General features: G+C 62.7%; 21 protein-coding genes. 9 read left to right on the plus strand and 12 right to left on the minus strand.

What is annotated here, in order from left to right; translation table 11 throughout:
- Positions 1-14 precede the first annotated feature (14 nt).
- From CWE17_RS00725 to CWE17_RS00735, 3 genes are all read right to left on the minus strand, one after another.
- Positions 15-1,055: a long-chain acyl-[acyl-carrier-protein] reductase gene (locus tag CWE17_RS00725; RefSeq protein ID WP_131454454.1), complete on the minus strand. Its 1,041-nt coding sequence runs from the start codon at positions 1,053-1,055 to the stop codon at positions 15-17.
- 202 nt (positions 1,056-1,257) lie between these two features.
- Positions 1,258-1,989: an aldehyde oxygenase (deformylating) gene (locus tag CWE17_RS00730; RefSeq protein WP_131454455.1), complete on the minus strand. Its 732-nt coding sequence runs from the start codon at positions 1,987-1,989 to the stop codon at positions 1,258-1,260.
- 74 nt (positions 1,990-2,063) lie between these two features.
- Entirely contained in the window at positions 2,064-2,885 is an 822-nt protein-coding gene (locus CWE17_RS00735) for a creatininase family protein (RefSeq protein WP_131454456.1), read from the minus strand.
- A 69-nt stretch (positions 2,886-2,954) separates the two neighbouring features.
- Between CWE17_RS00735 and CWE17_RS00740 the strand changes: the two genes are divergently transcribed.
- From CWE17_RS00740 to pgeF, 3 genes are read left to right on the plus strand one after another with little or no spacing between them, the layout of a single operon-like run.
- Positions 2,955-4,253, plus strand: coding sequence for a S1 RNA-binding domain-containing protein (locus tag CWE17_RS00740; RefSeq protein WP_131454457.1), 1,299 nt, complete (start codon positions 2,955-2,957; stop codon positions 4,251-4,253).
- Positions 4,250-5,164 (plus strand): Tab2/Atab2 family RNA-binding protein, encoded by a 915-nt coding sequence (locus CWE17_RS00745; protein WP_131454458.1) that lies wholly within the window; start codon positions 4,250-4,252, stop codon positions 5,162-5,164. The genes CWE17_RS00740 and CWE17_RS00745 overlap by 4 nt, the downstream gene beginning before the upstream one ends.
- Positions 5,161-5,952, plus strand: coding sequence for a peptidoglycan editing factor PgeF (gene pgeF, locus CWE17_RS00750; RefSeq protein WP_131454459.1), 792 nt, complete (start codon positions 5,161-5,163; stop codon positions 5,950-5,952). The genes CWE17_RS00745 and pgeF overlap by 4 nt, the downstream gene beginning before the upstream one ends.
- Here pgeF and CWE17_RS00755 read toward each other — a convergent pair.
- The 6 genes from CWE17_RS00755 to hemH are packed head-to-tail and all read right to left on the minus strand — an operon-like array spanning position 5,937 to position 12,642.
- Positions 5,937-7,610, minus strand: a complete 1,674-nt coding sequence (locus tag CWE17_RS00755) for an NAD(P)/FAD-dependent oxidoreductase (RefSeq protein WP_131454460.1) — start codon at positions 7,608-7,610, stop codon at positions 5,937-5,939. The two genes, pgeF and CWE17_RS00755, sit on opposite strands and share 16 nt — an antisense overlap.
- Before the next feature lie 28 nt (positions 7,611-7,638).
- Positions 7,639-8,898, minus strand: a complete 1,260-nt coding sequence (locus CWE17_RS00760; protein WP_240789179.1) for an ABC transporter substrate-binding protein — start codon at positions 8,896-8,898, stop codon at positions 7,639-7,641.
- 32 nt (positions 8,899-8,930) lie between these two features.
- Positions 8,931-9,167, minus strand: coding sequence for a GIVxVP protein (locus tag CWE17_RS00765; protein ID WP_131454793.1), 237 nt, complete (start codon positions 9,165-9,167; stop codon positions 8,931-8,933).
- 1 nt (position 9,168) lies between these two features.
- A complete protein-coding gene (locus CWE17_RS00770; protein ID WP_131454461.1) occupies positions 9,169-9,558 on the minus strand; it encodes a nuclease in 390 nt (129 codons plus the stop codon).
- Positions 9,558-11,411 carry a biosynthetic-type acetolactate synthase large subunit gene (gene ilvB / locus CWE17_RS00775; protein WP_131454462.1) on the minus strand — a complete coding sequence of 618 codons (1,854 nt, stop codon included), beginning with the start codon at positions 11,409-11,411 and terminating at the stop codon, positions 9,558-9,560. The genes CWE17_RS00770 and ilvB overlap by 1 nt, the downstream gene beginning before the upstream one ends.
- A gap of 55 nt (positions 11,412-11,466) precedes the next feature.
- Positions 11,467-12,642 (minus strand): ferrochelatase, encoded by a 1,176-nt coding sequence (gene hemH, locus CWE17_RS00780; RefSeq protein WP_131454794.1) that lies wholly within the window; start codon positions 12,640-12,642, stop codon positions 11,467-11,469.
- 93 nt (positions 12,643-12,735) lie between these two features.
- Here hemH and CWE17_RS00785 point away from each other — a divergent pair, with 93 nt between their 5' ends.
- The 3 genes from CWE17_RS00785 to cobO are packed head-to-tail and all read left to right on the plus strand — an operon-like array spanning position 12,736 to position 15,308.
- Complete coding sequence (locus CWE17_RS00785; RefSeq protein ID WP_131454463.1) at positions 12,736-13,950, plus strand: site-specific integrase; 1,215 nt, start codon at positions 12,736-12,738, stop codon at positions 13,948-13,950.
- A 9-nt stretch (positions 13,951-13,959) separates the two neighbouring features.
- The gene (locus CWE17_RS00790) at positions 13,960-14,628 is read left to right on the plus strand and encodes a class I SAM-dependent methyltransferase (RefSeq protein WP_131454464.1); all 669 of its coding nucleotides are present in this window, start codon (positions 13,960-13,962) and stop codon (positions 14,626-14,628) included.
- Positions 14,625-15,308 (plus strand): cob(I)yrinic acid a,c-diamide adenosyltransferase, encoded by a 684-nt coding sequence (gene cobO, locus CWE17_RS00795; RefSeq protein ID WP_131454465.1) that lies wholly within the window; start codon positions 14,625-14,627, stop codon positions 15,306-15,308. Before CWE17_RS00790 ends, cobO begins: the two co-directional genes overlap by 4 nt.
- A gap of 8 nt (positions 15,309-15,316) precedes the next feature.
- Here the strand turns inward: cobO and CWE17_RS00800 are convergent, their stop codons facing one another.
- Positions 15,317-15,502 carry a hypothetical protein gene (locus CWE17_RS00800; RefSeq protein ID WP_131454795.1) on the minus strand — a complete coding sequence of 62 codons (186 nt, stop codon included), beginning with the start codon at positions 15,500-15,502 and terminating at the stop codon, positions 15,317-15,319.
- Positions 15,503-15,635: 133 nt separating this feature from the next.
- Between CWE17_RS00800 and pyrH the strand changes: the two genes are divergently transcribed.
- From pyrH to CWE17_RS00815, 3 genes are read left to right on the plus strand one after another with little or no spacing between them, the layout of a single operon-like run.
- On the plus strand, positions 15,636-16,343 hold the full coding sequence (gene pyrH / locus CWE17_RS00805; protein ID WP_131454466.1) for a UMP kinase: 708 nt from the start codon (positions 15,636-15,638) through the stop codon (positions 16,341-16,343).
- An 8-nt stretch (positions 16,344-16,351) separates the two neighbouring features.
- Complete coding sequence (gene frr / locus CWE17_RS00810; protein ID WP_131454467.1) at positions 16,352-16,900, plus strand: ribosome recycling factor; 549 nt, start codon at positions 16,352-16,354, stop codon at positions 16,898-16,900.
- Between the two features lie 10 nt (positions 16,901-16,910).
- Positions 16,911-18,059 carry an NAD(P)/FAD-dependent oxidoreductase gene (locus CWE17_RS00815; protein ID WP_131454468.1) on the plus strand — a complete coding sequence of 383 codons (1,149 nt, stop codon included), beginning with the start codon at positions 16,911-16,913 and terminating at the stop codon, positions 18,057-18,059.
- On the opposite strand, the gene CWE17_RS00820 is transcribed toward CWE17_RS00815, so the two are convergent.
- Together CWE17_RS00820 and CWE17_RS00825 are read right to left on the minus strand one after the other, a co-directional pair.
- Positions 18,056-19,555, minus strand: coding sequence for an FAD-binding domain-containing protein (locus CWE17_RS00820; protein WP_131454469.1), 1,500 nt, complete (start codon positions 19,553-19,555; stop codon positions 18,056-18,058). The two genes, CWE17_RS00815 and CWE17_RS00820, sit on opposite strands and share 4 nt — an antisense overlap.
- 62 nt (positions 19,556-19,617) lie before the next feature.
- Complete coding sequence (locus CWE17_RS00825; protein ID WP_131454470.1) at positions 19,618-20,004, minus strand: Crp/Fnr family transcriptional regulator; 387 nt, start codon at positions 20,002-20,004, stop codon at positions 19,618-19,620.
- Between the last annotated feature and the right edge of the window lies 1 nt (position 20,005).

Below are 20,005 nucleotides of genomic sequence, written 5' to 3' on the forward strand. Positions count from 1 at the left end.
GATGGGGGAAGAGTTCAGGCTGCAGCGGCCTGAACAGAGGTGGGCAGGTTGAGCGTGGAGAAACCGTGGCGCTGGGATGCTGCACCAATGAAGTCCATCTTCTCGAGCGTGATGTTGTTGCGACCCCAGCTGAAATTCGTATGACAGCCCTCAAATTCCAGAAGCATTGCTTCAGCGAAACAGGCAAACATCTGTCGTTGCGGCTTTTCCATCTCAGCGATCTCCATCATGGTCCAGCCGATGTCGGTGCTGAACTCGACAATGCCACCTTTGAGCACATGAACGCCTGAGCCGGCGATACGAGCGTCGAGATTCTTTGGATAACCGCCATCAATCATCAGGCAGGGTTGACGCAATGTGCTGGCGTCGATTTCAAGTGTGCGGGGCATGCTTGCGACCCAAACCACCACATCCGCCTCAGGAAGAGCCTCCTCAAGGGTGAGAATGCGTCCACCACCAAGCTCTTGCTGCAGATCAAGCAGGGGCTGCTGCTGACGGGCCACCAACAGCAATTCAGCCACTCCGGTGCGCTGCGAAAGCCAACGGCAAACAGCGCTGCCGATGTCTCCAGTGGCTCCCACCACAGCCACCCTGGCCTTGGAGAGGTCAATCCCTAGCAGGGGCGCGTTCACTTCGACCTGACGGCTGATCACCCATGCGGTGTGGGTATTTCCCGTGGTGAAGCGTTCCCACTCCAGGGTTGTGCTGCGCACATGCTGATGCTGAAGCAGATTGAAGTTCTCGAAAATGATCGAGGTGAAGCCGCCGAGGGCTGTGATGCTGATGCCCTTCTTCTGAGCAAGCTCCATCGCATTGAGAACCTTGCGACGAGCGGTCTTGAACCGACTCAGCATCTCCGGCACGAAGCAGGAGTCGATATAGGCACCGGTAATGGTGGTGCCGGTGGGGCTGGTGACTTCAAAGGTCTCGACCAGCTGAGGGGGTGCGCTGCACCACACGTCCAAATCCCCTTCGGCAATGTGATCGAATCCAAGCTCCGAGGCTTTACGCCGGGCAGCCTCAAAGCTTGTGGAGTGTCCGATCAGACCAAACATGTCCCGCCGACGTTCAACAGATTTAAAGCCAGGGGCACAAGGGAAAGCGGCCTGGCCCGCCATGCTCCCACGAAAGCATGTATCCGAAGCTACGTGAGTGTGCACGAAGCAGAACCGGAGCGTCGGATCCCAGGCCGGGGAAACCAAGGCCTGAGATCCGGAAGATTGCCCTCAGATCAAATGATTGCCCTCAACAGTGGGCTCAAATGGCGAGAGCAGCCGCGGCCATACGGGCGATATCGCGGGAACTGAAGCCGATCTCGCTGAGCGCTTCCTGGTAAGCGATCAGGAAATCCTCGATCAGGTCTTCTTTCTCCATCTGCAAGGCAGAGGCGTCGGCAGCCACTTGCTCGAGCATGGAGCGGATCAGGGGGAGGTTGACCTTGTTGGCCTCCATCAGCTCGTCTCGGCTGCCTTCGAAGTTTGCCTTGAGCCACTCCTGGCCGTAATTGAGATGGGTGTATTCATCCTTCACCACACCCTCAGTGATCTTGCGAGCGAAGGGATCGGCCACAGGGATATAGATGTGATAGGCCGAAATGGCGAACGCCTCAATCAGGAGTGCCTGGATCAGCAGGCAAGTAACCACCTTGCCCTCCTTGAGAGCCGCCTGAAAGTTGCCGTGCAGGGGAGCAAAGAACTCTCGGGCGAAGGGCATATCGGCCTCAACTCCGAGATTGCGTCCGCAGGACATGAAGCCCTTCATGTGCTTCATCTCCATGCGTGCAAGACGGGCCAGCTCCTCCTGCTGCTCGGGGATGAGCGTGCCAAGGGCGATGTAGTTGTCGTGCGCTTCCTGCTCGCCCTCGATGACGATCGCGTTGATGCGGCTGTAGGCGTCTTTGTAGGCCGCGCTGGTGAAGTCGGGCAGCTGGGATGCGGACCCTGACTGGTCTTCAAGGACGGCGACCTCAGACGTCTCGAGGGTCGGCATGGGTCTCTCGTGATGAGCAATGGGACCGACTGTAACCAGCACATCCGCAGTTGGACTGCTTCCGCGTTCTGAGATCACAACCTGATGACCTGCGCTCTCGGAGGCCAGTCACTGGCAAGCAAGGCCTGGAAGCGATCCAGCCAATGGCGAACCAGGGCTTCCTCGAGTGCCTTCCCCAGCGCCTCTGATGCCTGACGGCTATCCCCGATGACGCCGGTTGCACTGAGCTCCCTGGTGAACCAGGCACAGGGGGCATGCCCCTCCAGACTCCAACCTGGAGGGGGTGTGGCCGGCAGCGACGGATCGTGATGGAGGCCATCAACGGGCCGTTCGGAGCCGACCAGATGGGGAGCGAGCGCCAGCATCAGGCTTGTCTCCGCCAAACCGGCATGGAGCCCCTCCCGAGCCTCCTGCTCGGGAAGCAAGGCCTCCAGACCCGCCACGCCACTCCAAAGGAAACAGGGCAGCACCGCCAGGGAAGGCCGAAGGGCCCGCAGGCTGCGAGCCGCCGCCTGAAGCAAACCGATTTGCCCACCATGGGCGTTGAACAACACCAACCTCTGCGCTCCCGCATCGGCCAGCTGAGATCCCACCTCCTCGAGCAGACGGATCAGGAGATCGGCCGAAAGGCTGAGCGTGCCTGGGAAGCCAGCGTGCTCAGGAGAAAACCCGATGGCCTGCACAGGCAAAGCCCAGATGGGCAGCTCAGAAGGCAGTTGCTCCAGGACCACCTGAAGGATTCGTTCAGCGAACAGCGCATCGGTGGTCAAAGGCAGTTGAGGACCGTGTTGTTCACAGGCGCCGAAGGGCCAAACCACCGTGGAACCTTCTCGATTCAGGGCGGCCTTCACCTGAGGCCAGCTCAACGCATCCAGACGATTCAGTGGAGAAAGCATCACGACTGAAGACGGCGCTCAATCTCCACCCTGCCTGTCAGACTGTCCGATCGACACCCCCCAGGGCCCATGGCCGGATCCGGCAGTCCGCAGCCCAAGCAGCCGAAACCTGCAGTGCCATCGGCGGAAGCACCACGCAAACCCCAGCTGGTGATGCACATCAGCAAAAAGGAGGAGCAGGAGCGGCTGCTCAAGGAAGCCGAGGAAGCCAGGGCTGCGGCTGCGGCAGCCGAAGAGCGTGCCAGAGCCCTCGAGCAAGCTGCCGCAGCCGCCGGCAGCCCAATGGACCCCAAGGCCCCCAGCCGGCCAGCTCCGCCGCAGCGATCCGTCGCTGGGGATTCTGAGGACGACAGCCGCTTCGACAGCTCCGAACTTGAGGGGCTGACCATGGCAGACCTTCTGGGCCCCGCAGACCAGAGCCGAGGCGGTGGTGCCGGCCAGCAGCAGCCGGCTGCTCGTGCCGCCAGCCGCAGCGTGGATGATTTCGATTTCGATGAGGATGCCTTCCTCGCGGCACTCGATGAGAACGAACCAGTCGGTACCACCGGAGAAGTGGTCACCGGGATCGTGATCGGGATGGAAAGCGACGGTGTCTACGTGGACATCGGAGGTAAAGCACCCGGATTTATGCCCAAGAGTGAATGCGGGCTCGGGGTGATCACCAACCTGAAGGAGCGCTTCCCCAAGGGACTAGAAGTGGAGGTGCTGGTCACCCGCGAACAGAATGCGGATGGCATGGTCACGATCAGCTGCCGTGCGCTGGCCCTGCGCAAGAGCTGGGACAAGGTGAAGCAGCTCGAAAAGGAAGGGAAGGTTGTTCAGGTGAAGGTCAGCGGTTTCAACCGCGGCGGCGTGACCTGCGACCTGGAGGGTCTGCGCGGCTTTATTCCCCGCTCCCAGCTGCAGGACGGTGAAAACCACGAGGCCTTAGTGGGCAAGACCCTTGGCGTCGCCTTCCTGGAAGTCAATTCCGAAACCAGGAAACTGGTGCTTTCTGAAAAGCGGGCAGCCACCGCCGCCCGCTTTGCGGAACTCGAGGTCGGTCAGCTGGTGGAAGGCACGGTGGTGGCGGTCAAGCCCTACGGCTTCTTCGTGGATCTCGGGGGTATCAGTGGCCTGTTGCACCAGTCGATGGTGACCGGAGGCAGCATGCGCTCCCTGCGCGAGGTGTTCGATCAGGGCGACACGGTCAAGGCCCTGATTACTGAACTCGACCCTGGACGGGGGCGGATCGCCTTGAACACCGCCATGCTGGAAGGGCAGCCCGGTGAGCTGCTCATCGAAAAAGACAAAGTGATGGCAGAAGCCGCCGACAGGGCCAACAGGGCTCGTAACGTCCTCAGGCAGCAGGAACAATCCGCCGGATGATCACGGCCGACCCCCCGTCGAGCGACGCGACCGCGAGCTCTCAGTCAGCCCGTCAGGCCGATTGGGAGCTTGATTTCTATTCCAGGCCGATTCTCGAACCCGACGGGAAGAAACGCTGGGAACTCCTGATCACCGGAACACCAGATCTCTCAGGAGCTGAGCCCTTTCGATTCGAACGGCGCTGCCCCGCTGGAGACGTCAACTCCACCTGGCTGGCCGCCGCTCTGCGGGATGCGCTTGAACAGGCCAGCAGGGAGGGATGGGCACCACCGCGGCGCCTGCGTTCATGGCGCAGTGCCATGCGCACGATGGTGCTGCGAGCCGCTGCCGAACTGGAACTGGATGTGATCTCCAGCCGCCGCACCTATGCACTGATCGACTGGCTGGCCCAGCGCGATCAAGAGGTGTATCCGCTCGAGGAGGGCTACATGAGCGGTCCCCTCGCTCCACCACCAGCGCCCGTCAGCACCCCGGCCGTCCCTCTCCCTGAAGCGGTTCGAGGTGATGCACTCAGCTGGGCCAGCCTGCCTCTGGGCAGCCTCAGGGAGGCCGCCGACTGGCCTTTGGGATTCAGCGACCTGCTGCCGATTTCCGACAGCCTTGATCCAGAGCTTTCGGTGCCGGGACTGCGGCTGTTCAGCCGTTCCCGTGCCCTCGCCCTGGCCGGATGGCTCGGTGGGCTTGAACCAGTGCGCCTTCGAGTCGACGGTCAACAGCTGGTGTTGGATGCCGGTCAAGACGACACCTGGCTGGTGACCGACCTCAGTGCCGATGCGGCAGCTGAGACGGTCGAGCTGCTGGCTTCAGCCCGTGAACAGGTCAAGGGTCTGCAATTCATTGCCGTGCAAGCCACGCCTGACACCCCTCGGTTTGAGGGCTTCTGGATGCTTCGGGACCAGCCGGAGCCATGAGCGCAGGCCAGGAGCGCGATCCGCTCGCCCAGCCCGATACCCGCTTCAACACCCTGAACGGATGGACCTGGGTTGGCTGCTACGGGGGCTACTACTTGAGCGCAGACCTGCTGCAGGACCAGGGCTTTGAGCATGGATTCTTCACCAGGCGCTGGCAGGGCCGAGCCCCGGATGTGTTGGCGGCCTATCTCTCGGCCGGCGTCAGCGTGCACCGTCCCCAGCAGGTGCACGGCTCACGGGTGCTGGAAGCCTCGGCGGCCAGCGGTCCTCCCTGGCCGGAGGCCGATGGACTGGTCAGCGACAGGGGAGGGCAAAGCCTCTGGGTTTGTGGTGCTGACTGCACCCCAGTACTGCTCGCAGATCCAGGCACCGGCCATGCGGCGGCTTGCCATGCCGGCTGGCGTGGTGTGGCGAGCGGAATCCTGGGCGAAGCAGTGGCCCTCCTCGAGCAACGCGGCGCCAGTCAAAGCGACCTGGTAGTGGCCCTTGGTCCTGCAGTGAGTGGAGCTTGTTATCAGGTAGAGGATTCCGTAGCGGATCAGGTCATCGCCTCCGTTGATCCCAACCTTCAGGAGGGCATCGCCAGCGATGATCCAGAACCGGGTCGCTGTCGGCTCGACATCCGTCAGGCGGCCCGCGCCCAACTCATTGGCCATGGCCTACGACCTGAGCGAATCAGCGTCTGCCCTCTCTGCACGGTTAGCGAGCCGGATCTCTTCCATTCCTGGCGACGGGATCAGGTGAAGGCTGTGCAGTGGAGCGGCATCGTTGCTCAGGCGCCGCTCTGAACCTCAAGCAAACGAAGAGCCACTGCTTCTGCTGCACGGATTCCATCGATCGCCGCTGAAAGGATCCCACCGGCATAACCGGCGCCCTCTCCCGCCGGCATGAGCCCCTGGGTGTTGATTGACTCTCCCCGCTGATCCCTGGTCAAGCGCACCGGTGAGGAGGTGCGGGTTTCCACTCCAGTGAGAATGGCGTCTGGATGGTCATAGCCCTCAAGGCGTGTCGCGAAACGAGGCAGCGCTTCCTGCAATGCCTCAATCATGGGCGCAGGAAGAGCATCACGAAGATCGGCAGGGCGAACTCCTGGTTGATACGAGGGTTGGATCAGGCCTAGGGCTGTGGATGGGCTGCCGGAGAGAAAGTCCTCCAAACGCTGCACAGGAGCGCTGTAGTCCTCTCCACCCAGGGTGAAAGCCCGTTCTTCGAGTGCGCGCTGAAAGGCCACGCCTGCCAGTGGATCTCCTGAATAGCGTTCAAACGGCTCTAGATCCTCAGGCTGAACAGGAACCACTAAACCGCTGTTGGCATTGCGTTCATTCCGAGAGTGCTGACTCATCCCGTTGGTCACCACTCGGCCTGGTTCGCTGGTGGCACCCACCACAAGGCCTCCGGGGCACATGCAGAAGCTGTAAACACAGCGTCCATTGCTGGCGTGATGCACGAGCTTGTACTCCGCGGCACCAAGGCGCGCATGCCCCGCCTGCTGCCCCCAGCGGGCGCGATCGATCAGTGGCTGCGGATGTTCGATGCGCAAACCAACCGCGAACGGTTTGGCCTCCATCGCCACACCCACCCGCTCCAGCATCGCGAAGGTATCGCGGGCGGAATGCCCAGGTGCCAGAACAAGATGCCGGCAAGCCAAAACCGAGCCATCAGCCAATCGAACCCCCACCAGGCGTTGGGTCTGCCCCTCCGCCTCGGCCTGGAGCGGTTCGACAAGCAACTCCTCAACCAGGGCTCCGAAGCGCACCTCCCCGCCCAGGGCCTCGATTCTGGATCGGAGCCCGCGCACAACCGTGGCGAGCTTGAAGGTGCCGATATGAGGGCGATGCACGGTGAGGATCTCTGGGTTAGCACCGCTGGCCACTAGCTCCTCCAGCACTTTGCGGCCGTAATGCTCAGGATCACTGACCTGGCTGTAGAGCTTTCCATCGGAGAAGGTGCCAGCGCCCCCCTCGCCGAACTGCACGTTCGACTCAGGGTTCAGAGGCAGGGCACCGCGCCAGAAGCCGAAGGTGTCAGCGGTGCGCTGCCGCACGGGCTGACCACGTTCGAGAAGCAAGGGCCTGAAGCCCATCTGTGCCAGCAGCAATGCTGCGAAATAGCCGCAGGGACCAGCCCCCACCACCACCGGACGTTGCTCCTGTGCGCTGGGGAACCCCTCTGGCGCCAGGCCCACGGCGCGGTAATCAGTCTCAGGTGCAGGACGTAGACGGGCTTCGCCGCGATGGCGCCGGAGCAGCGCACGCTCATCCTGCACCTCAACATCGACGCTGTAGATGATCTGAATCCGCTCGCGACGACGGGCATCGATGCTGCGCTTGACAAGCCGATGGCTAAGAAGCTGGTCGGCCGGCAGCCGCAGCCGACGCAGGATCGCAACCTCGAGATCCTCAACCCCATGGTCGAGGGGTAACCGCACTTCGCTCAAGCGCAACACGCGCGTCGCCCGCCGAACCTTTTCAAACCTACTGAGCCGCAATCAGGCGGGTGATGGCACGGCCTGAGGGGGCCTGACCGGCACGCAGATCAAAGCGGCTGGCCACTCCCTCCAGTCGCACCCTTTGTCCATCACGACGACGCGCCATCGCTTCACACAGGGGGCTGACCTCGGCATCCGGATCGATCCAGCCGAGGGGATCACGGGTTCCCTCGCTGGAGACGGGTGATGGTGCCAGCGTGGAGAGGGCAAGAACACGCGCTGTCTCATAACCAGCCGCGGCCAACTGATCAGGTTCCTGACCAAAGCGCTGCTGAAAGCGATTGGCGAAGGCAGCCCAGGCAGGCCCCACCGCCGGGCGCTTCAGAGCCAGCTGGGGCCAGTCCTGAGATGGCAGCCTGGCCGCCTGATCCGCAGGCAAAAGCCAGATCCAGGTGGGATGTGCCGGGACGAGCTCGCCCTGCCGCTGGGCTTGGCGCAGGGCCTGAGCAAGCGCACCATCCGGAGGAGCCGCCAGCACCATGGCATCAGGAGCCAGCCAGGCCAAATCCTGCGCCAACTGCGACAGCTGTTCAGGACGGGAAGGATCCACATCCTGCAGCAGGGTCTCGTTGTACGAGAGCACCTGCCCCCCATCGCCCTGGAACAGCTCCACAAAGGCGGCGGCAGCCTCGCCCTGCAGGGTTGTGGGGTCACGCACCACCACAAGCCGCTTCCAGCCTCGTTTCAAGGCATCGGTGGCCAGGGCGCGGTAATCCTCCTCCCGCGAAGGTACGAGCGGCCAGAGCCGACCGCCGGCATCCAGGCCCTTCAATCTCTGAAGGGAGGCACCTCTCTGCAGGGGCAGCAAGACGCGAGCATCACTGATCTCCGCCAGCTTGCTGAAGGCACGCAGATCAGCCGCATAGGGAGCAACCACTAGCGATGGCACCGTCCCAGATGGGAACAAGGCGAGCGGATCTCCATCCCAGGCAAACGGTCGCCAGTCGGGGATGAGGGGCTTAAGACCGCAGGAGCGCACGGCATCCTGTCCGAGTTGAAAGCCATCGAGGAAAGACACCCTCGCCCGATCGGGCCCAGTGGGCAGAAGCACGGCCACAGAGGCCCTCGGCATCTGCGCCGCTGCCATGGCCTGACAACCGAGCAGAGTCGCCAAAACGATGGCCCCCTGCCTCAAGCGGCGACCCTGACGCCACCCGAACGTCCCAAGAACCCGCTCCTCCCGATCAGGGCCGAGGGGCCCTGAAACAGCAGAATCTTGAACGGGAGCCTCCGGCGAGGCGGCCATGGCAGGGAGGGGTGCGTTCTGAAGACTTCAAGCTAGGGAGAGTCTTCAACCCCGTCCGGCTTTGTCACAGGATCGGGCAGATCCGCGTCGGCCACAGCTGGCAGACGCAAGGACGCCAGACCTGCCAGCATCAGAAGAACACCGATCACCGCTGCCAGAGGTCGGTTCTCCCCGGCCGCTTCTGTCCACACCGCCGTACTCAAGAACGCGGCCCCAAGCAGCACACAGGGCACCATCACCACGCCTGCCGCAACACGATTGCGCTCCATCTCAGAGGCTGGCAACAGTGGGAGGTTCAGAGGGGCAAGTGAAATGCCCGACACCGGCCTGATCCATCGCCATCGACAGATCCTGTTCTGCACCAAGCGGAGTCACACGGGCGAGCAAGGTTCCGTCTTCAGTACCCACGGGACGAAGATTGACACGACGGCGCCTAGGCAGGGCCTGACGCAGCCAATCGATGGCCTCCGCCTCCTGAGCTGCATCCACCTCCAGGCAAGCGAGACGCACGGTGTAATTGCGGTTGCGGTCACCGATTTGCAGCAGCGAGGGGCTGCGCACCTGCAGGACTTCTGCGGCAGCAGCAGCCAACGGCAGAGTCAGGAGCAACACCACCACGCAGACCAGATGGAGGAGTCGGGCTTTCCAATCCCTCCCCATCAGAGCGAAGCCCCACAGGATGGACAGAAGCGATGTTCATGGGCCGTTGTGGCACCACAGTTGCCACAGCTGCGGGTTGTATCCATGGCCAGCTCGGGATGGGCCGGCAAGCCGACCATCTGAGCATTGCTCTTGCCAGGGGGAACCATCGGATAGCAGTTCTCGCCACGGCGCACATGCACGTCGATCAGCATCGGGCCAGGAGCACGCAGGGCCTCGCCCAGGTCTGCATGCAAGCGGGTGCGTTCGGTGATCTTGACGCCACCCACTCCGAAGGCGGAAGCCAGCGCAATGAAGTCAGGCATGCCATTGAGCATGTCGGAGGCCGAATAGCGCTCCTCGTAAAAACTCTCCTGCCACTGGCGCACCATTCCCTGCCAATGGTTGTTGACGATCACCACCTTCACTGGCAGGCCATAGGCCGCAAGCGTTCCCAACTCCTGAATGTTCATCAGGATGCTGGCGTCGCCAGCGATGCAGATCACCTGACGCTCGGGACAGGCCATCTGAGCGCCGATCGCAGCAGGCATGCCAAAACCCATGGTGCCAAGACCAGCACTACTGATCCAGCCGCGGGGCCCATTGCGCAGATACTGGGCCGCCCACATCTGATGCTGGCCCACGTCCGTGGTGACGATGGCGTCGTTGGAAAGATCACGCACAGCCAACAGCACTTCCTGGGGATAGATCGGACCTTCCGGCTGGGGAACCGTGAGCGGATAACGCTGCTTCCAAGCCTCGATGCGCTCGAGCCAAGCAGCGGTTCGCGGCTCCTCATGACGCTGAAGGCTCAGATCCACCAAACGCGAGAGGCTCAGGCCAAGGTCACCGAGCACGGCCACATCGGCGGGGCGGTTCTTGCCCACCTCAGCAGGATCAATCTCGAAATGCACAACTCGCGCCCGGGGCGCGAAGGTGTCGAGTTTGCCCGTGACACGGTCATCAAACCGGGCGCCTACGGCAATCAACAGATCGCATTCCGTCACAGCGAAATTGGCATAGGCCGTGCCGTGCATGCCCAGCATGCCCACCGAGAGGGGATGGTTCTCGTCAAAGGCCCCTTTGCCCATCAACGTGGTGGTGACAGGCAGCTGAAAACGTTCGGCAAGCATCCGCAGACTGGCGTGAGCTCCGGCTGAGATCGCACCACCTCCGACGTAGAGAAGGGGCCGACGGGCCTCCTCGATCAGGGCAAGCGCCGCTTCCACCGCTGCCTCTTCAGGAGGAGCGGGCTGACGGAAACCGGCAGGAATCACACTGCCAGGCTCAACGGGCACGTAATCAAACTCCTCCTGGCCGACGTCCTTAGGGATGTCAATCAACACGGGACCGGGCCTGCCGCTGGCAGCGATCAGAAACGCTTGAGCAACGATCGAACCGAGATCCGCGGGATCACGCACCACCCAGGAGTGCTTCACGATCGGAAGGGTGATCCCGAAAATATCTGTTTCCTGGAAGGCGTCTGTGCCGATCGCCGCGCGGGGCACCTGACCAGTGATCACCACCATCGGCACCGAGTCCATCTGGGCGGTAGCAATGCCGGTCACCAGGTTGGTAGCGCCAGGCCCAGAGGTTCCGAAACACACCCCGACCTTGCCGGTGGCACGGGCATAGGCATCGGCGGCATGGGTGCCCGCCTGCTCATGACGCACAAGGATGTGCTTCACCCAGCCTTGGCTTTCCGCCACATGCAAGGCGTCGTAAATCGGCAGGATCGCTCCGCCGGGGTAACCGAAAATTGTGTCAACGCCATGGCGATGCAGGGCATCCATCAGGGCCTCTGCCCCGGTGACCCGGCGACTGCCGGCTGCATCGGACGCACTGGAGACCGAGGGAGCGGAGGTCAGGGTCACTGCGTCATCACACGGGTCTAGCCCTCAAGATTAAGGGCCCGGGCGAAAGGCTGCTTCAGAGCAGGCCGAGGGCATGCAAAGGGCCTTGACCGGTGATCAACTCCAGCAAGAAAGCCGAGAAACCGATCATTGCGAGACGGCCGTTCCAGACCTCTGAACTGTTGTTCCAACCCCACTCCCACTTCTCCTGCGGATAGAGCTTGACCTTGGTAGGCAGCTCTGCCGCCTGATCGAGGTTGATCTCGGGCCCTTCAAGGCTGGTGGAGACCAGATCGGCCAATCCATCGATGAAAGGCGCGTAGGTATCGAGCGCAGGCACACGGCGGAAATTCACCACCCCGGCCTCCGTCGCCAGCTCTCTGTATTCGATATCGATCTCCTCGAGGGTTTCGATGTGTTCACTGACGAAACTGATGGGCACCACCACCAGATCCCTGGTACCGGCATGGCCGAGCTCTTCAAGGGCCTCCTCGGTGTAGGGCTTGAGCCACTCAACGGGGCCAACCCGGCTCTGGTAGGCGAGGGTATGGGGATTGGACCAGCCGAGGATCGCGCCAAGCTCGGCCATGATCAAATCCGTGCAGGCCTCGATCTCCCGTTGATAGGGATCGCCCGCTTCCTCCACGTAGCTCTTCGGCACACCATGGGCGCTGAAGAACACATGGGCGGCCTCGGGACAATCAGAGGCGCGCACCTGACCAGCGATCAATTCCGCCATCGCACGCACGTAGCCGGGATGGTCGTACCAACTGCGAATGCAACGGATCGGCAAGGTCTGAAAGGCTGGATCCTGCTGACGCAGCCGTTGCAACTCCCTGAAGCTGGAGCCGCTGGTGCTGATCGAAAAATGGGGGTAGAGGGGAAGCACCACCACTTGCTCAATGCCATCGGCCTTGAGGTCGGCCACAGCGGATTCCGTAAACGGATGCCAGTAGCGCATGGCTACGTAGGTGGTGGCTTCGATCCCCCGCTGACGCAGCACGCTCTGGAGTTCACGGGCCTGCTGCTCGGTGATCCGTCTCAGGGGAGAGCCGCCACCAATCGAGCGATAGGCCTCCTGGGACTTGCCGCTGCGGAGGGTGCTGATCAACCAGGCCAGAGGCTTCTGCAATGCCGGGATCGGCAAGCGGATGATCTCCGGATCGGCGAACAGGTTGTAAAGGAAGGGACCGACATCCTGAATTCGTTCGGGTCCCCCGAGGTTGAGAAGAAGGACACCGACCCGGGCCATGGAGGATGTGCGGGGCAAGAAGGGGCTTGAGCGTAACCCCCATCAACGCCAACGTGGCATCAAAGCCAAGCCTGGAGGCGTCACCCGGACCGGATGGATCTGAGCAGCGCACTGACAACAATCAACGCTGACCTGGCGGCGCATGGCATCCGCCTGCGGATCGAACAGCGGGGGCAACGCCTGAATCTCCGCGGTCCCCTGCCCTGCCGCAAGGACTCAGCAACGCTGCGGGTGCAACGGCTGAGCCTTGGACTTTCCGCGGCTGAGGAGAACCTGCAGGAGGCTGAACGATTGCTGCAGATGGTGGATCTGCAGCTGAGGCGTAGCCAGTTCCGCTGGGACCAGTGGCAAAGCCCTGCCCGCCAATCCGCAACTCCCGACGCACGCTCAGACCAGAACTCGCTGAACAGCCAATCGCTCGACAGCCAATCGCTGAACAGCCAATCACTCAACAGACAACTGAACAGCTTTAAGGACGCCTTTTTCCGCGATCCGATCCGACGACGGGCAGCTGCCGGCAGCCGCAGCACCTGGACGGCCGCCTACCGCCCATACCTGCGCCGGCTCCAGATGCTGGCGGAGAGCAGGCCGTTACCGCTGGGTGCCGAATTGCTGAAGGCCACCCTTGAGAGCTACGAGGAGGGCAGCCGCAGCAGACAGCAATGCGCCACGGCCCTCGCCGCCCTAGCGCGTCACTGCGCCATCACACTCCCCCAGAACTGGCGCGAAGAGGCCGGTGGCTACGGACTGCACCGGGCCCGCTTCCGCAGCCTGCCGACTGACGGGGAGATTCTCGAAACCTGCCTGCAGATTCCCAACCCCCGATGGCGACTGGTGTTCGGCTTGATGGCCACCTATGGCCTGCGCAATCACGAGGTGTTTTTCTGCGATCTCTCAGCCCTCGCCCCAGGAGGTGATCGTGTGATCCGCGTGCTGCCCACCAGCAAAACGGGAGAACATCAGGCCTGGCCCTTCCATCCTGAGTGGGTCGAGCGCTTCGGGCTGGAGCCCCTCGGCAGCGATGACTCTCTACTGCCAGCTGTCTGCACCGATCTACGCCGCACCACCCTTCAACAGGTAGGACGCCGAGTGGCGGAACAGTTCCGGCGCTACGAACTGCCCTTCACCCCCTATGACCTGCGCCATGCCTGGGCGGTTCGGACCATTCACATCGGCCTACCCGACACAGTCGCCGCAAGAATGATGGGCCACTCCGTGGCGATTCACACCCGCACCTACCACCACTGGATCACCCGCCGTGACCAGCAGCAGGCGGTGGATGCAGCCCTGGCGCGCCACAGAGCCTGATTGGAATCCATGGCCTCACCCCTACGTCAGCTCGCCTACCGCCACCGCTGGATCTACGACAGTGTTACCGCGATTTCAGCGCTGGCGACGGGAGGCGTTCCTCGGCTGCGTGCCCTTGGGTTGGAAGCACTGCAGCCGCGGTTGCCCCAGGAGGCCACCGTGCTGGACCTCTGCTGCGGGAGTGGTGAAGCGGCCTCCCCCTGGCTGGCCTCCGGCTTTCAGGTGACGGGGCTCGACGTTTCACCCAGGGCCTTAGCACTGGCGGCCCAGCGACACCCAGCCTTAAAGCGGGTCGAAGGCCTTGCCGAAGACCCGCCACTGCCGGAGGCCAGTTTCGACGCCATCCAAATCAGCCTGGCGCTGCATGAATTCAGTCGCCAGGAACGGGAGAGGGTCCTGCGCAGCAGCCTTCGGCTGCTGAAGCCGGGGGGCTGGATCGTGATCGTTGACCTGCATGCGGCAGGTCCATGGCTGCGCTTGCCCCAGAGGCTGTTCTGCGCCCTGTTTGAAACCGAAACGGCCCTGGCGCTCCTGGAGGACGATTTACCCCGCCAACTGACAACAATCGGCTATCGAAGCGTGGATTGGCAGTCGCTCGCAGGCGACGCGCTGCAACGGATCGTGGCGCAACGCGATCCTGCAGCCATGCTGCTCACAGACCAGGACGCGATGGCATGACTTCTGGAGCCACCAACGAGGGCAACACGCTCGATCAATCCGCAGAAGAGCTCGGCATGGGGGGCGATCTCGCCCCTGAACGCGATGCGGAGGCCTACCAGGCGCGCATGCGTCGACGGCAGGAAGTGCAACAGCAACGCGTGCAGGAACGCTCCCTTGAAAAGGGTCTGGTCATGGTGTTCACAGGTCATGGCAAAGGCAAGACCACAGCCGCCCTTGGCCTGGCTCTGCGCACCCTCGGCCATGGCCATCGGGTCGCCATTGTGCAGTTCATCAAGGGTGGCTGGGAGCCTGGGGAAGCACGAGCCCTACAGACCTTTGGTGATGCCCTGAATTGGCACGCCCTCGGGGAGGGATTCACCTGGGAAACCCAGGATCGTGAACGGGATCGGCAGCTGGTGCAGGGAGCCTGGCGACAGTCACTCGACTACCTGCGCAGCGAAGAGCACCAGCTGGTGATTCTCGATGAGGTGAATGTGGCCCTGAAACTGGGTTACCTAGACCTTGAGGACGTGCTGGCCGGCGTGGATGCCAGACCGACCCTCACCCATGTAGCTCTGACGGGCCGAGGTGCACCCCAAGGACTCATTGAAAGGGCTGATCTCGTAACGGAAATGACTCTGGTGCGCCATCCATTCCGCGAACAAGGCGTCAAGGCCCAGGCAGGGATCGAATACTGACGCCAGGTTCAGGAGCGGTTGAGGTCGGCCTCCAGAAGGCTGGAGGCGGTGGTGAGCACAGACAAACCACTCACGAGCAAGGCCCGATGGACGATTGGGTCTCGCCAGCAGGCCGGATCGCGACTGGCCCGATCGAGCGCGGAAAGGGTGAGACGGGCCATCACACCGCTGCGAGGTTCCTGCTCCGCCGCCATGCACTGCTCAACACTGCTCCATGGAAGCGATTCCAGGGGCGATGCACCAGCCCCTGGCCACTTCAGTTGCGAAGTCCCCACGGAAAGAAACGTTGAGTGGCTGTTGCTACTGTCAGCAAGATCTGGTGGATGCATGGCCTACGCGCGTGCCCTTCTCAAGCTCAGCGGCGAAGCGCTGATGGGTGATCAGGGGTATGGAATTGATCCCGCCATCGTTCAATCGATCGCCGAGGACGTGGCACGGGTCGTTGCCAGTGGCACCCAGCTGGCGATCGTTGTCGGCGGAGGCAACATCTTTCGGGGTCTCAAGGGTTCAGCTGCTGGGATGGATCGAGCCACTGCCGATTACGTCGGCATGTTGGCCACGGTGATGAACGCGATCACACTCCAGGACGGCCTGGAACGCGCCGGTGTTCCGACCCGAGTGCAAACCGCTATCGGCATGCAGGAAGTCGCCGAGCCTTACATCCGCCGCAAGGCGATCCGGCATCTGGAGAAAGGTCGCGTCGTGGTGTTCGGCGCCGGCTGCGGCAACCCCTTTTTCACCACGGACACCACCGCTGCCCTGCGGGCTGCAGAGATCAGCGCCGACGTTGTCTTCAAGGCCACCAAAGTGGACGGGGTCTACGACAAGGATCCGGAGAAGCACAGCGATGCCGTGCGCTACGACAGTCTCACCTTTCAACAGGTCCTTAGTGGGGAACTGGCTGTGATGGACAGCACCGCCATCGCCCTGTGCAAAGACAACAACATTCCGATTGTGGTCTTCAATCTGTTTGAACCCGGCAACATCGGCAGGGCCGTAGCCGGTGAACCGATCGGATCCCGCATCAGCAACTAGAGAACGTCATGACTCAGAACGAGATCGAAGCCAGCATGCAGAAGTCGGTGGAATCCACCCAGCGCATGTTCAACACGATCCGCACCGGGCGGGCCAACCCCTCCCTGCTCGACCGCATCAGCGTCGAGTACTACGGCGCCGACACCCCCCTGAAGTCGCTGGCAACCCTCTCCACCCCCGACTCCCAGACAATCCAGATCCAACCCTTCGACATCGGTGCCCTTGGCGCGATTGAGAAGGCGATCGCCATGAGCGAACTGGGCTTCACCCCCAACAACGACGGCAAGATCATCCGCATCAACGTGCCGCCCCTCACCGAAGAACGGCGCAAGGAGTTCTGCAAGCTGGCCTCCAAATATGCGGAGGAGGGGAAGGTGGCCCTTCGCAACATCCGCCGCGATGGCATCGACAAGGTGAAGAAGCTGGAAAAGGAGGGTGAGTTCTCGGAGGATCAGAGCCGTGACGAGCAGGACGGTATCCAGAAGCTCACCGACCGCTACATCTCCGAGATCGAGAAGCACCTCGCCACGAAGGAAGCCGACATCCTGAAGGTGTGAGCAGACACCTGTGACCGGTTCTGCATGGCGTAGCGATGCCGATGTGCTGATCGTGGGGGGTGGTGCAGCCGGCGGTGCTGCGGCCTTCCACCTGGCAAGCGCGGGACACCGGGTGGTCGTTCTTGAACGGGATCCCTCGCCCAGGGTCAAACCCTGTGGCGGGGGCATGGCGGCGTCCGTGCAGCAATGGTTCCCCTTCCCACTCACCCCGGCGGTGGAGGAGGTGATCAACAGGGTCGATTTCAGTTGGTGCCTGGAGGATCCTGTGGTAGCGAACCTTCCTGGCTCGGCACCGTTCTGGATTGTGCGCCGCGAACGACTCGATCAGCTTCTCCTGGAGCAGGCCCAAGCGCAGGGGGCTGAACTTCTGCAGGGCTGGTCAGTGAAGGAGCTGGAGCGGAAGAATGAGCGTTGGCTGGTCCGCAGTGACGACGGCCAGGAATGTGTCGGCCGAGCCGTGGTGATTGCCGATGGTTCGAACTCCCCCTGGCCGGCGCGTTTCGGCCTGGGCCCCTCCAGCCTTCACACAGCACGCACCACCTCTGTGCGCCTTCAGGGTCGCGGAGCGCTGCAACCCGGTTCGGCCCGGTTCGAATTCGGCCTGGTGCACCACGGCTTCGCCTGGGCTTTTCCGATCGGTGATGGGGTCAATGTGGGGGTCGGCACCTTCATCGGTCGTCAGGACACCGACAGCGAGGCGATCCTGAAGCAACTGCTTCCGGATCTGGGTTTCGCTGCGGATGCGGGGCTACGCCAACAGGCTTCCTTGCGGGTCTGGAATGGCCATCAGCGCCTCCACGGCGAGGCCATCCTGGCGGTAGGTGATGCGGCCTCTCTCTGTGATCCCTTCCTGGCGGAGGGGTTGCGGCCCGCGCTGATGAGCGGGTGTGAAGCGGCGACCCATCTGGATGGTTGGCTCCGAGGCGAGAACCGCGATCTCAGCGGCTACAGCGCCGGCATGCGGCGACGCTGGGGAGACTCCATGGCCTGGGGTCGCCGGATTGCTCAGGTCTTCTACCGCTTCCCGAAGGTGGGCTACCAGCTGGGAATCAAGCGGCCAACCGCTCCCCAGCGCATCGCCCAGATTCTCTCCGGGGAGATGGGCTACGGCGACATTGCCCAACGGGTGATCCGCCGTCTGATGCTGCAGCGCGGTTAAATCTCTGCCCCCAGATCCAGGGTCAGCTGCTGAGCGCCTGCCCCCTCCAGGGTCCGGCGTGATCGACGTTTGCCCAAGGGCCGAAGCCCCGCACGCCGCGATCCATGGCGCTCCTGGATTGCATCAGCAAGCTGATCGAAACCGGAGGCGCGCCGAATCTCCCAGATGCGATCGCGCGCTTCCCGGGCCGCAACCATTGGATCGACGATCGGCCGTGGATGGTCAGGGTTACCCCGCCAGGGTTCGTGCAGCACCACATCAGGAACTGCTGCCAGCTCTGGACACCAGCGACGGATGAAGACCCCGTGCGGGTCATGGTCGAGCCCCTGCTTGATCGGGTTGTAGATGCGAATCGTGTTGATTGAGGTGCTGCCCGACTGCATCTGGCACTGACTCCAATGGATCCCAGGCTCGTAGTCCACGAACAACCGGGCCAGGTGCAGACCGCTCTCTCGCCACGGAAGCCAGAGGTGGTAACTCGCCACTGACATCAACATCGCCCGCATCCGGAAGTTGAGCCAGCCATGGGCGATCAGCGCACGCATGCAGGCATCCACGAACGGCAGACCGGTGCGCCCCTCCGCCCAGGCCTGCAAGCGCTCGGGGTGCGACGGACGGATGCCGCGCATGAAGGGGTGGAAGTCTTGGAATTCGATCGCAGGCTCGCTTTCGAGCTTCTGGATGAAATGACAATGCCAGTGCAGGCGGGAGCGGAACTGACTTCCACCGCGTCCCTGAATCGGCGCACTGGCCTGGACCACTTCCCGCAGGGACAGACAGCCCCAGGTGAGATAGGGCGAAAGCCTGGAACAGACCTCGAACGCGGTGAGCGGGCTGGAGATGCCACCGGCGTAGCGGTTCACACGACGACGCAGGAAGGTGTCCAGGGTCTGTTGTCCTTCACGACGCCCGCCGATCTGACGATGGGGACAGGGATCGGAGCGCAGCTGCAGATCGGCGGATGTGGGGATCGCTCCAGGAGCCAGGCCATCGAGCCGGAGCAGAGACTGCGGCTCAGGAGCGAGCTCGGCCCTCATCCGTGTCTCCCAGTGCTGTGCCCACCCCTGCCGCCGTCGCAACCCCCTGATCACCCCGAACTGGGGAATCTCCCTCCAGGGGATGCCATGCTCCCGAGCCCAGGCCGCCACCCGCCGATCGCGGGCGTAGCTCAGCGCATGGCCTGTTTCCTCATGGCTCCAGAGAGCCGCAATACCCAAGCGCTGCCGAGCCCGCTCAAGCACAGAGATCGCATCCCCCACACGCACCACAAGCGGTTGCCCGAGCTGCTCGAGTCTCTGGCGCAGATCTGCAAGCGCTTCAGCGCAAAAGGCCCACTGCCTGGCGGAAGCATCGGGCTGACGCCAAAACTCAGGCTCAACGATGTAGAGGGGAAGCACTGGCCCCTGCTGCAAAGCCTCAAACAGGGGCCAGTGATCAACCGTGCGGAGATCACGCTTGAACCAGACCAGCTGGAGGGGCCGGTCGTGATCCGGCATCAGCCTTAAAGCACCGGAAATGACCCTAGGAACAGAGCGCTCTGTTCAGCGGCTTCCCACCCTCAGGCCTGGCCCTTGAGCTTGAGATCACGCAGCCGTTCATCGACGGAAGCGAGCAACTCGATCGCAAACATCGGAGCCTCTTGCACAGCGAACAGGAACTTCTCCCGATTCATCTCAAGAAGCCGACAGGGCGTCACGGCGATGGCGGTGCCGAGCCGTCGATGGTCGCTCATCACGAGAGCACCAGCACCGAACACATGGCCCACTTCGATCAGCTCGTAGCCCTCCTTGCCGGCATCGGTGTGCCAATTCAGCCGGACCGATCCCTCGAGCACACCAAACATTGATGTGCCCGAATCACCGGCCGCAAAGATCACATCCCCGGCGTTGCAGCTGCGAGATTCACCCTTGGCGGCAAGGGCTCGCATCGTATCGAGAGCGTTCATC

It is taken from the genome of Synechococcus sp. BS56D, assembly GCF_004332405.1.
GTDB lineage: Bacteria > Cyanobacteriota > Cyanobacteriia > PCC-6307 > Cyanobiaceae > Synechococcus_C.

Excerpts from the sequence above, each read along its gene's own strand:
- CWE17_RS00725 (WP_131454454.1), bottom strand. The coding sequence starts at position 1,055 with ATGTTTGGTCTGATCGGACACTCCACAAGCTTTGAGGCTGCCCGGCGT.
- CWE17_RS00730 (WP_131454455.1), bottom strand. The coding sequence starts at position 1,989 with ATGCCGACCCTCGAGACGTCTGAGGTCGCCGTCCTTGAAGACCAGTCA.
- CWE17_RS00735 (WP_131454456.1), bottom strand. The coding sequence starts at position 2,885 with ATGCTTTCTCCACTGAATCGTCTGGATGCGTTGAGCTGGCCTCAGGTG.
- CWE17_RS00740 (WP_131454457.1), top strand. The coding sequence starts at position 2,955 with ATGGCCGGATCCGGCAGTCCGCAGCCCAAGCAGCCGAAACCTGCAGTG.
- CWE17_RS00745 (WP_131454458.1), top strand. The coding sequence starts at position 4,250 with ATGATCACGGCCGACCCCCCGTCGAGCGACGCGACCGCGAGCTCTCAG.
- pgeF (WP_131454459.1), top strand. The coding sequence starts at position 5,161 with ATGAGCGCAGGCCAGGAGCGCGATCCGCTCGCCCAGCCCGATACCCGC.
- CWE17_RS00760 (WP_240789179.1), bottom strand. The coding sequence starts at position 8,898 with ATGGCCGCCTCGCCGGAGGCTCCCGTTCAAGATTCTGCTGTTTCAGGG.
- CWE17_RS00765 (WP_131454793.1), bottom strand. The coding sequence starts at position 9,167 with ATGGAGCGCAATCGTGTTGCGGCAGGCGTGGTGATGGTGCCCTGTGTG.
- CWE17_RS00770 (WP_131454461.1), bottom strand. The coding sequence starts at position 9,558 with ATGGGGAGGGATTGGAAAGCCCGACTCCTCCATCTGGTCTGCGTGGTG.
- hemH (WP_131454794.1), bottom strand. The coding sequence starts at position 12,642 with ATGGCCCGGGTCGGTGTCCTTCTTCTCAACCTCGGGGGACCCGAACGA.
- CWE17_RS00785 (WP_131454463.1), top strand. The coding sequence starts at position 12,736 with ATGGATCTGAGCAGCGCACTGACAACAATCAACGCTGACCTGGCGGCG.
- CWE17_RS00790 (WP_131454464.1), top strand. The coding sequence starts at position 13,960 with ATGGCCTCACCCCTACGTCAGCTCGCCTACCGCCACCGCTGGATCTAC.
- cobO (WP_131454465.1), top strand. The coding sequence starts at position 14,625 with ATGACTTCTGGAGCCACCAACGAGGGCAACACGCTCGATCAATCCGCA.
- CWE17_RS00800 (WP_131454795.1), bottom strand. The coding sequence starts at position 15,502 with ATGGCGGCGGAGCAGGAACCTCGCAGCGGTGTGATGGCCCGTCTCACC.
- pyrH (WP_131454466.1), top strand. The coding sequence starts at position 15,636 with ATGGCCTACGCGCGTGCCCTTCTCAAGCTCAGCGGCGAAGCGCTGATG.
- frr (WP_131454467.1), top strand. The coding sequence starts at position 16,352 with ATGACTCAGAACGAGATCGAAGCCAGCATGCAGAAGTCGGTGGAATCC.
- CWE17_RS00820 (WP_131454469.1), bottom strand. The coding sequence starts at position 19,555 with ATGCCGGATCACGACCGGCCCCTCCAGCTGGTCTGGTTCAAGCGTGAT.
- CWE17_RS00825 (WP_131454470.1), bottom strand. The coding sequence starts at position 20,004 with ATGAACGCTCTCGATACGATGCGAGCCCTTGCCGCCAAGGGTGAATCT.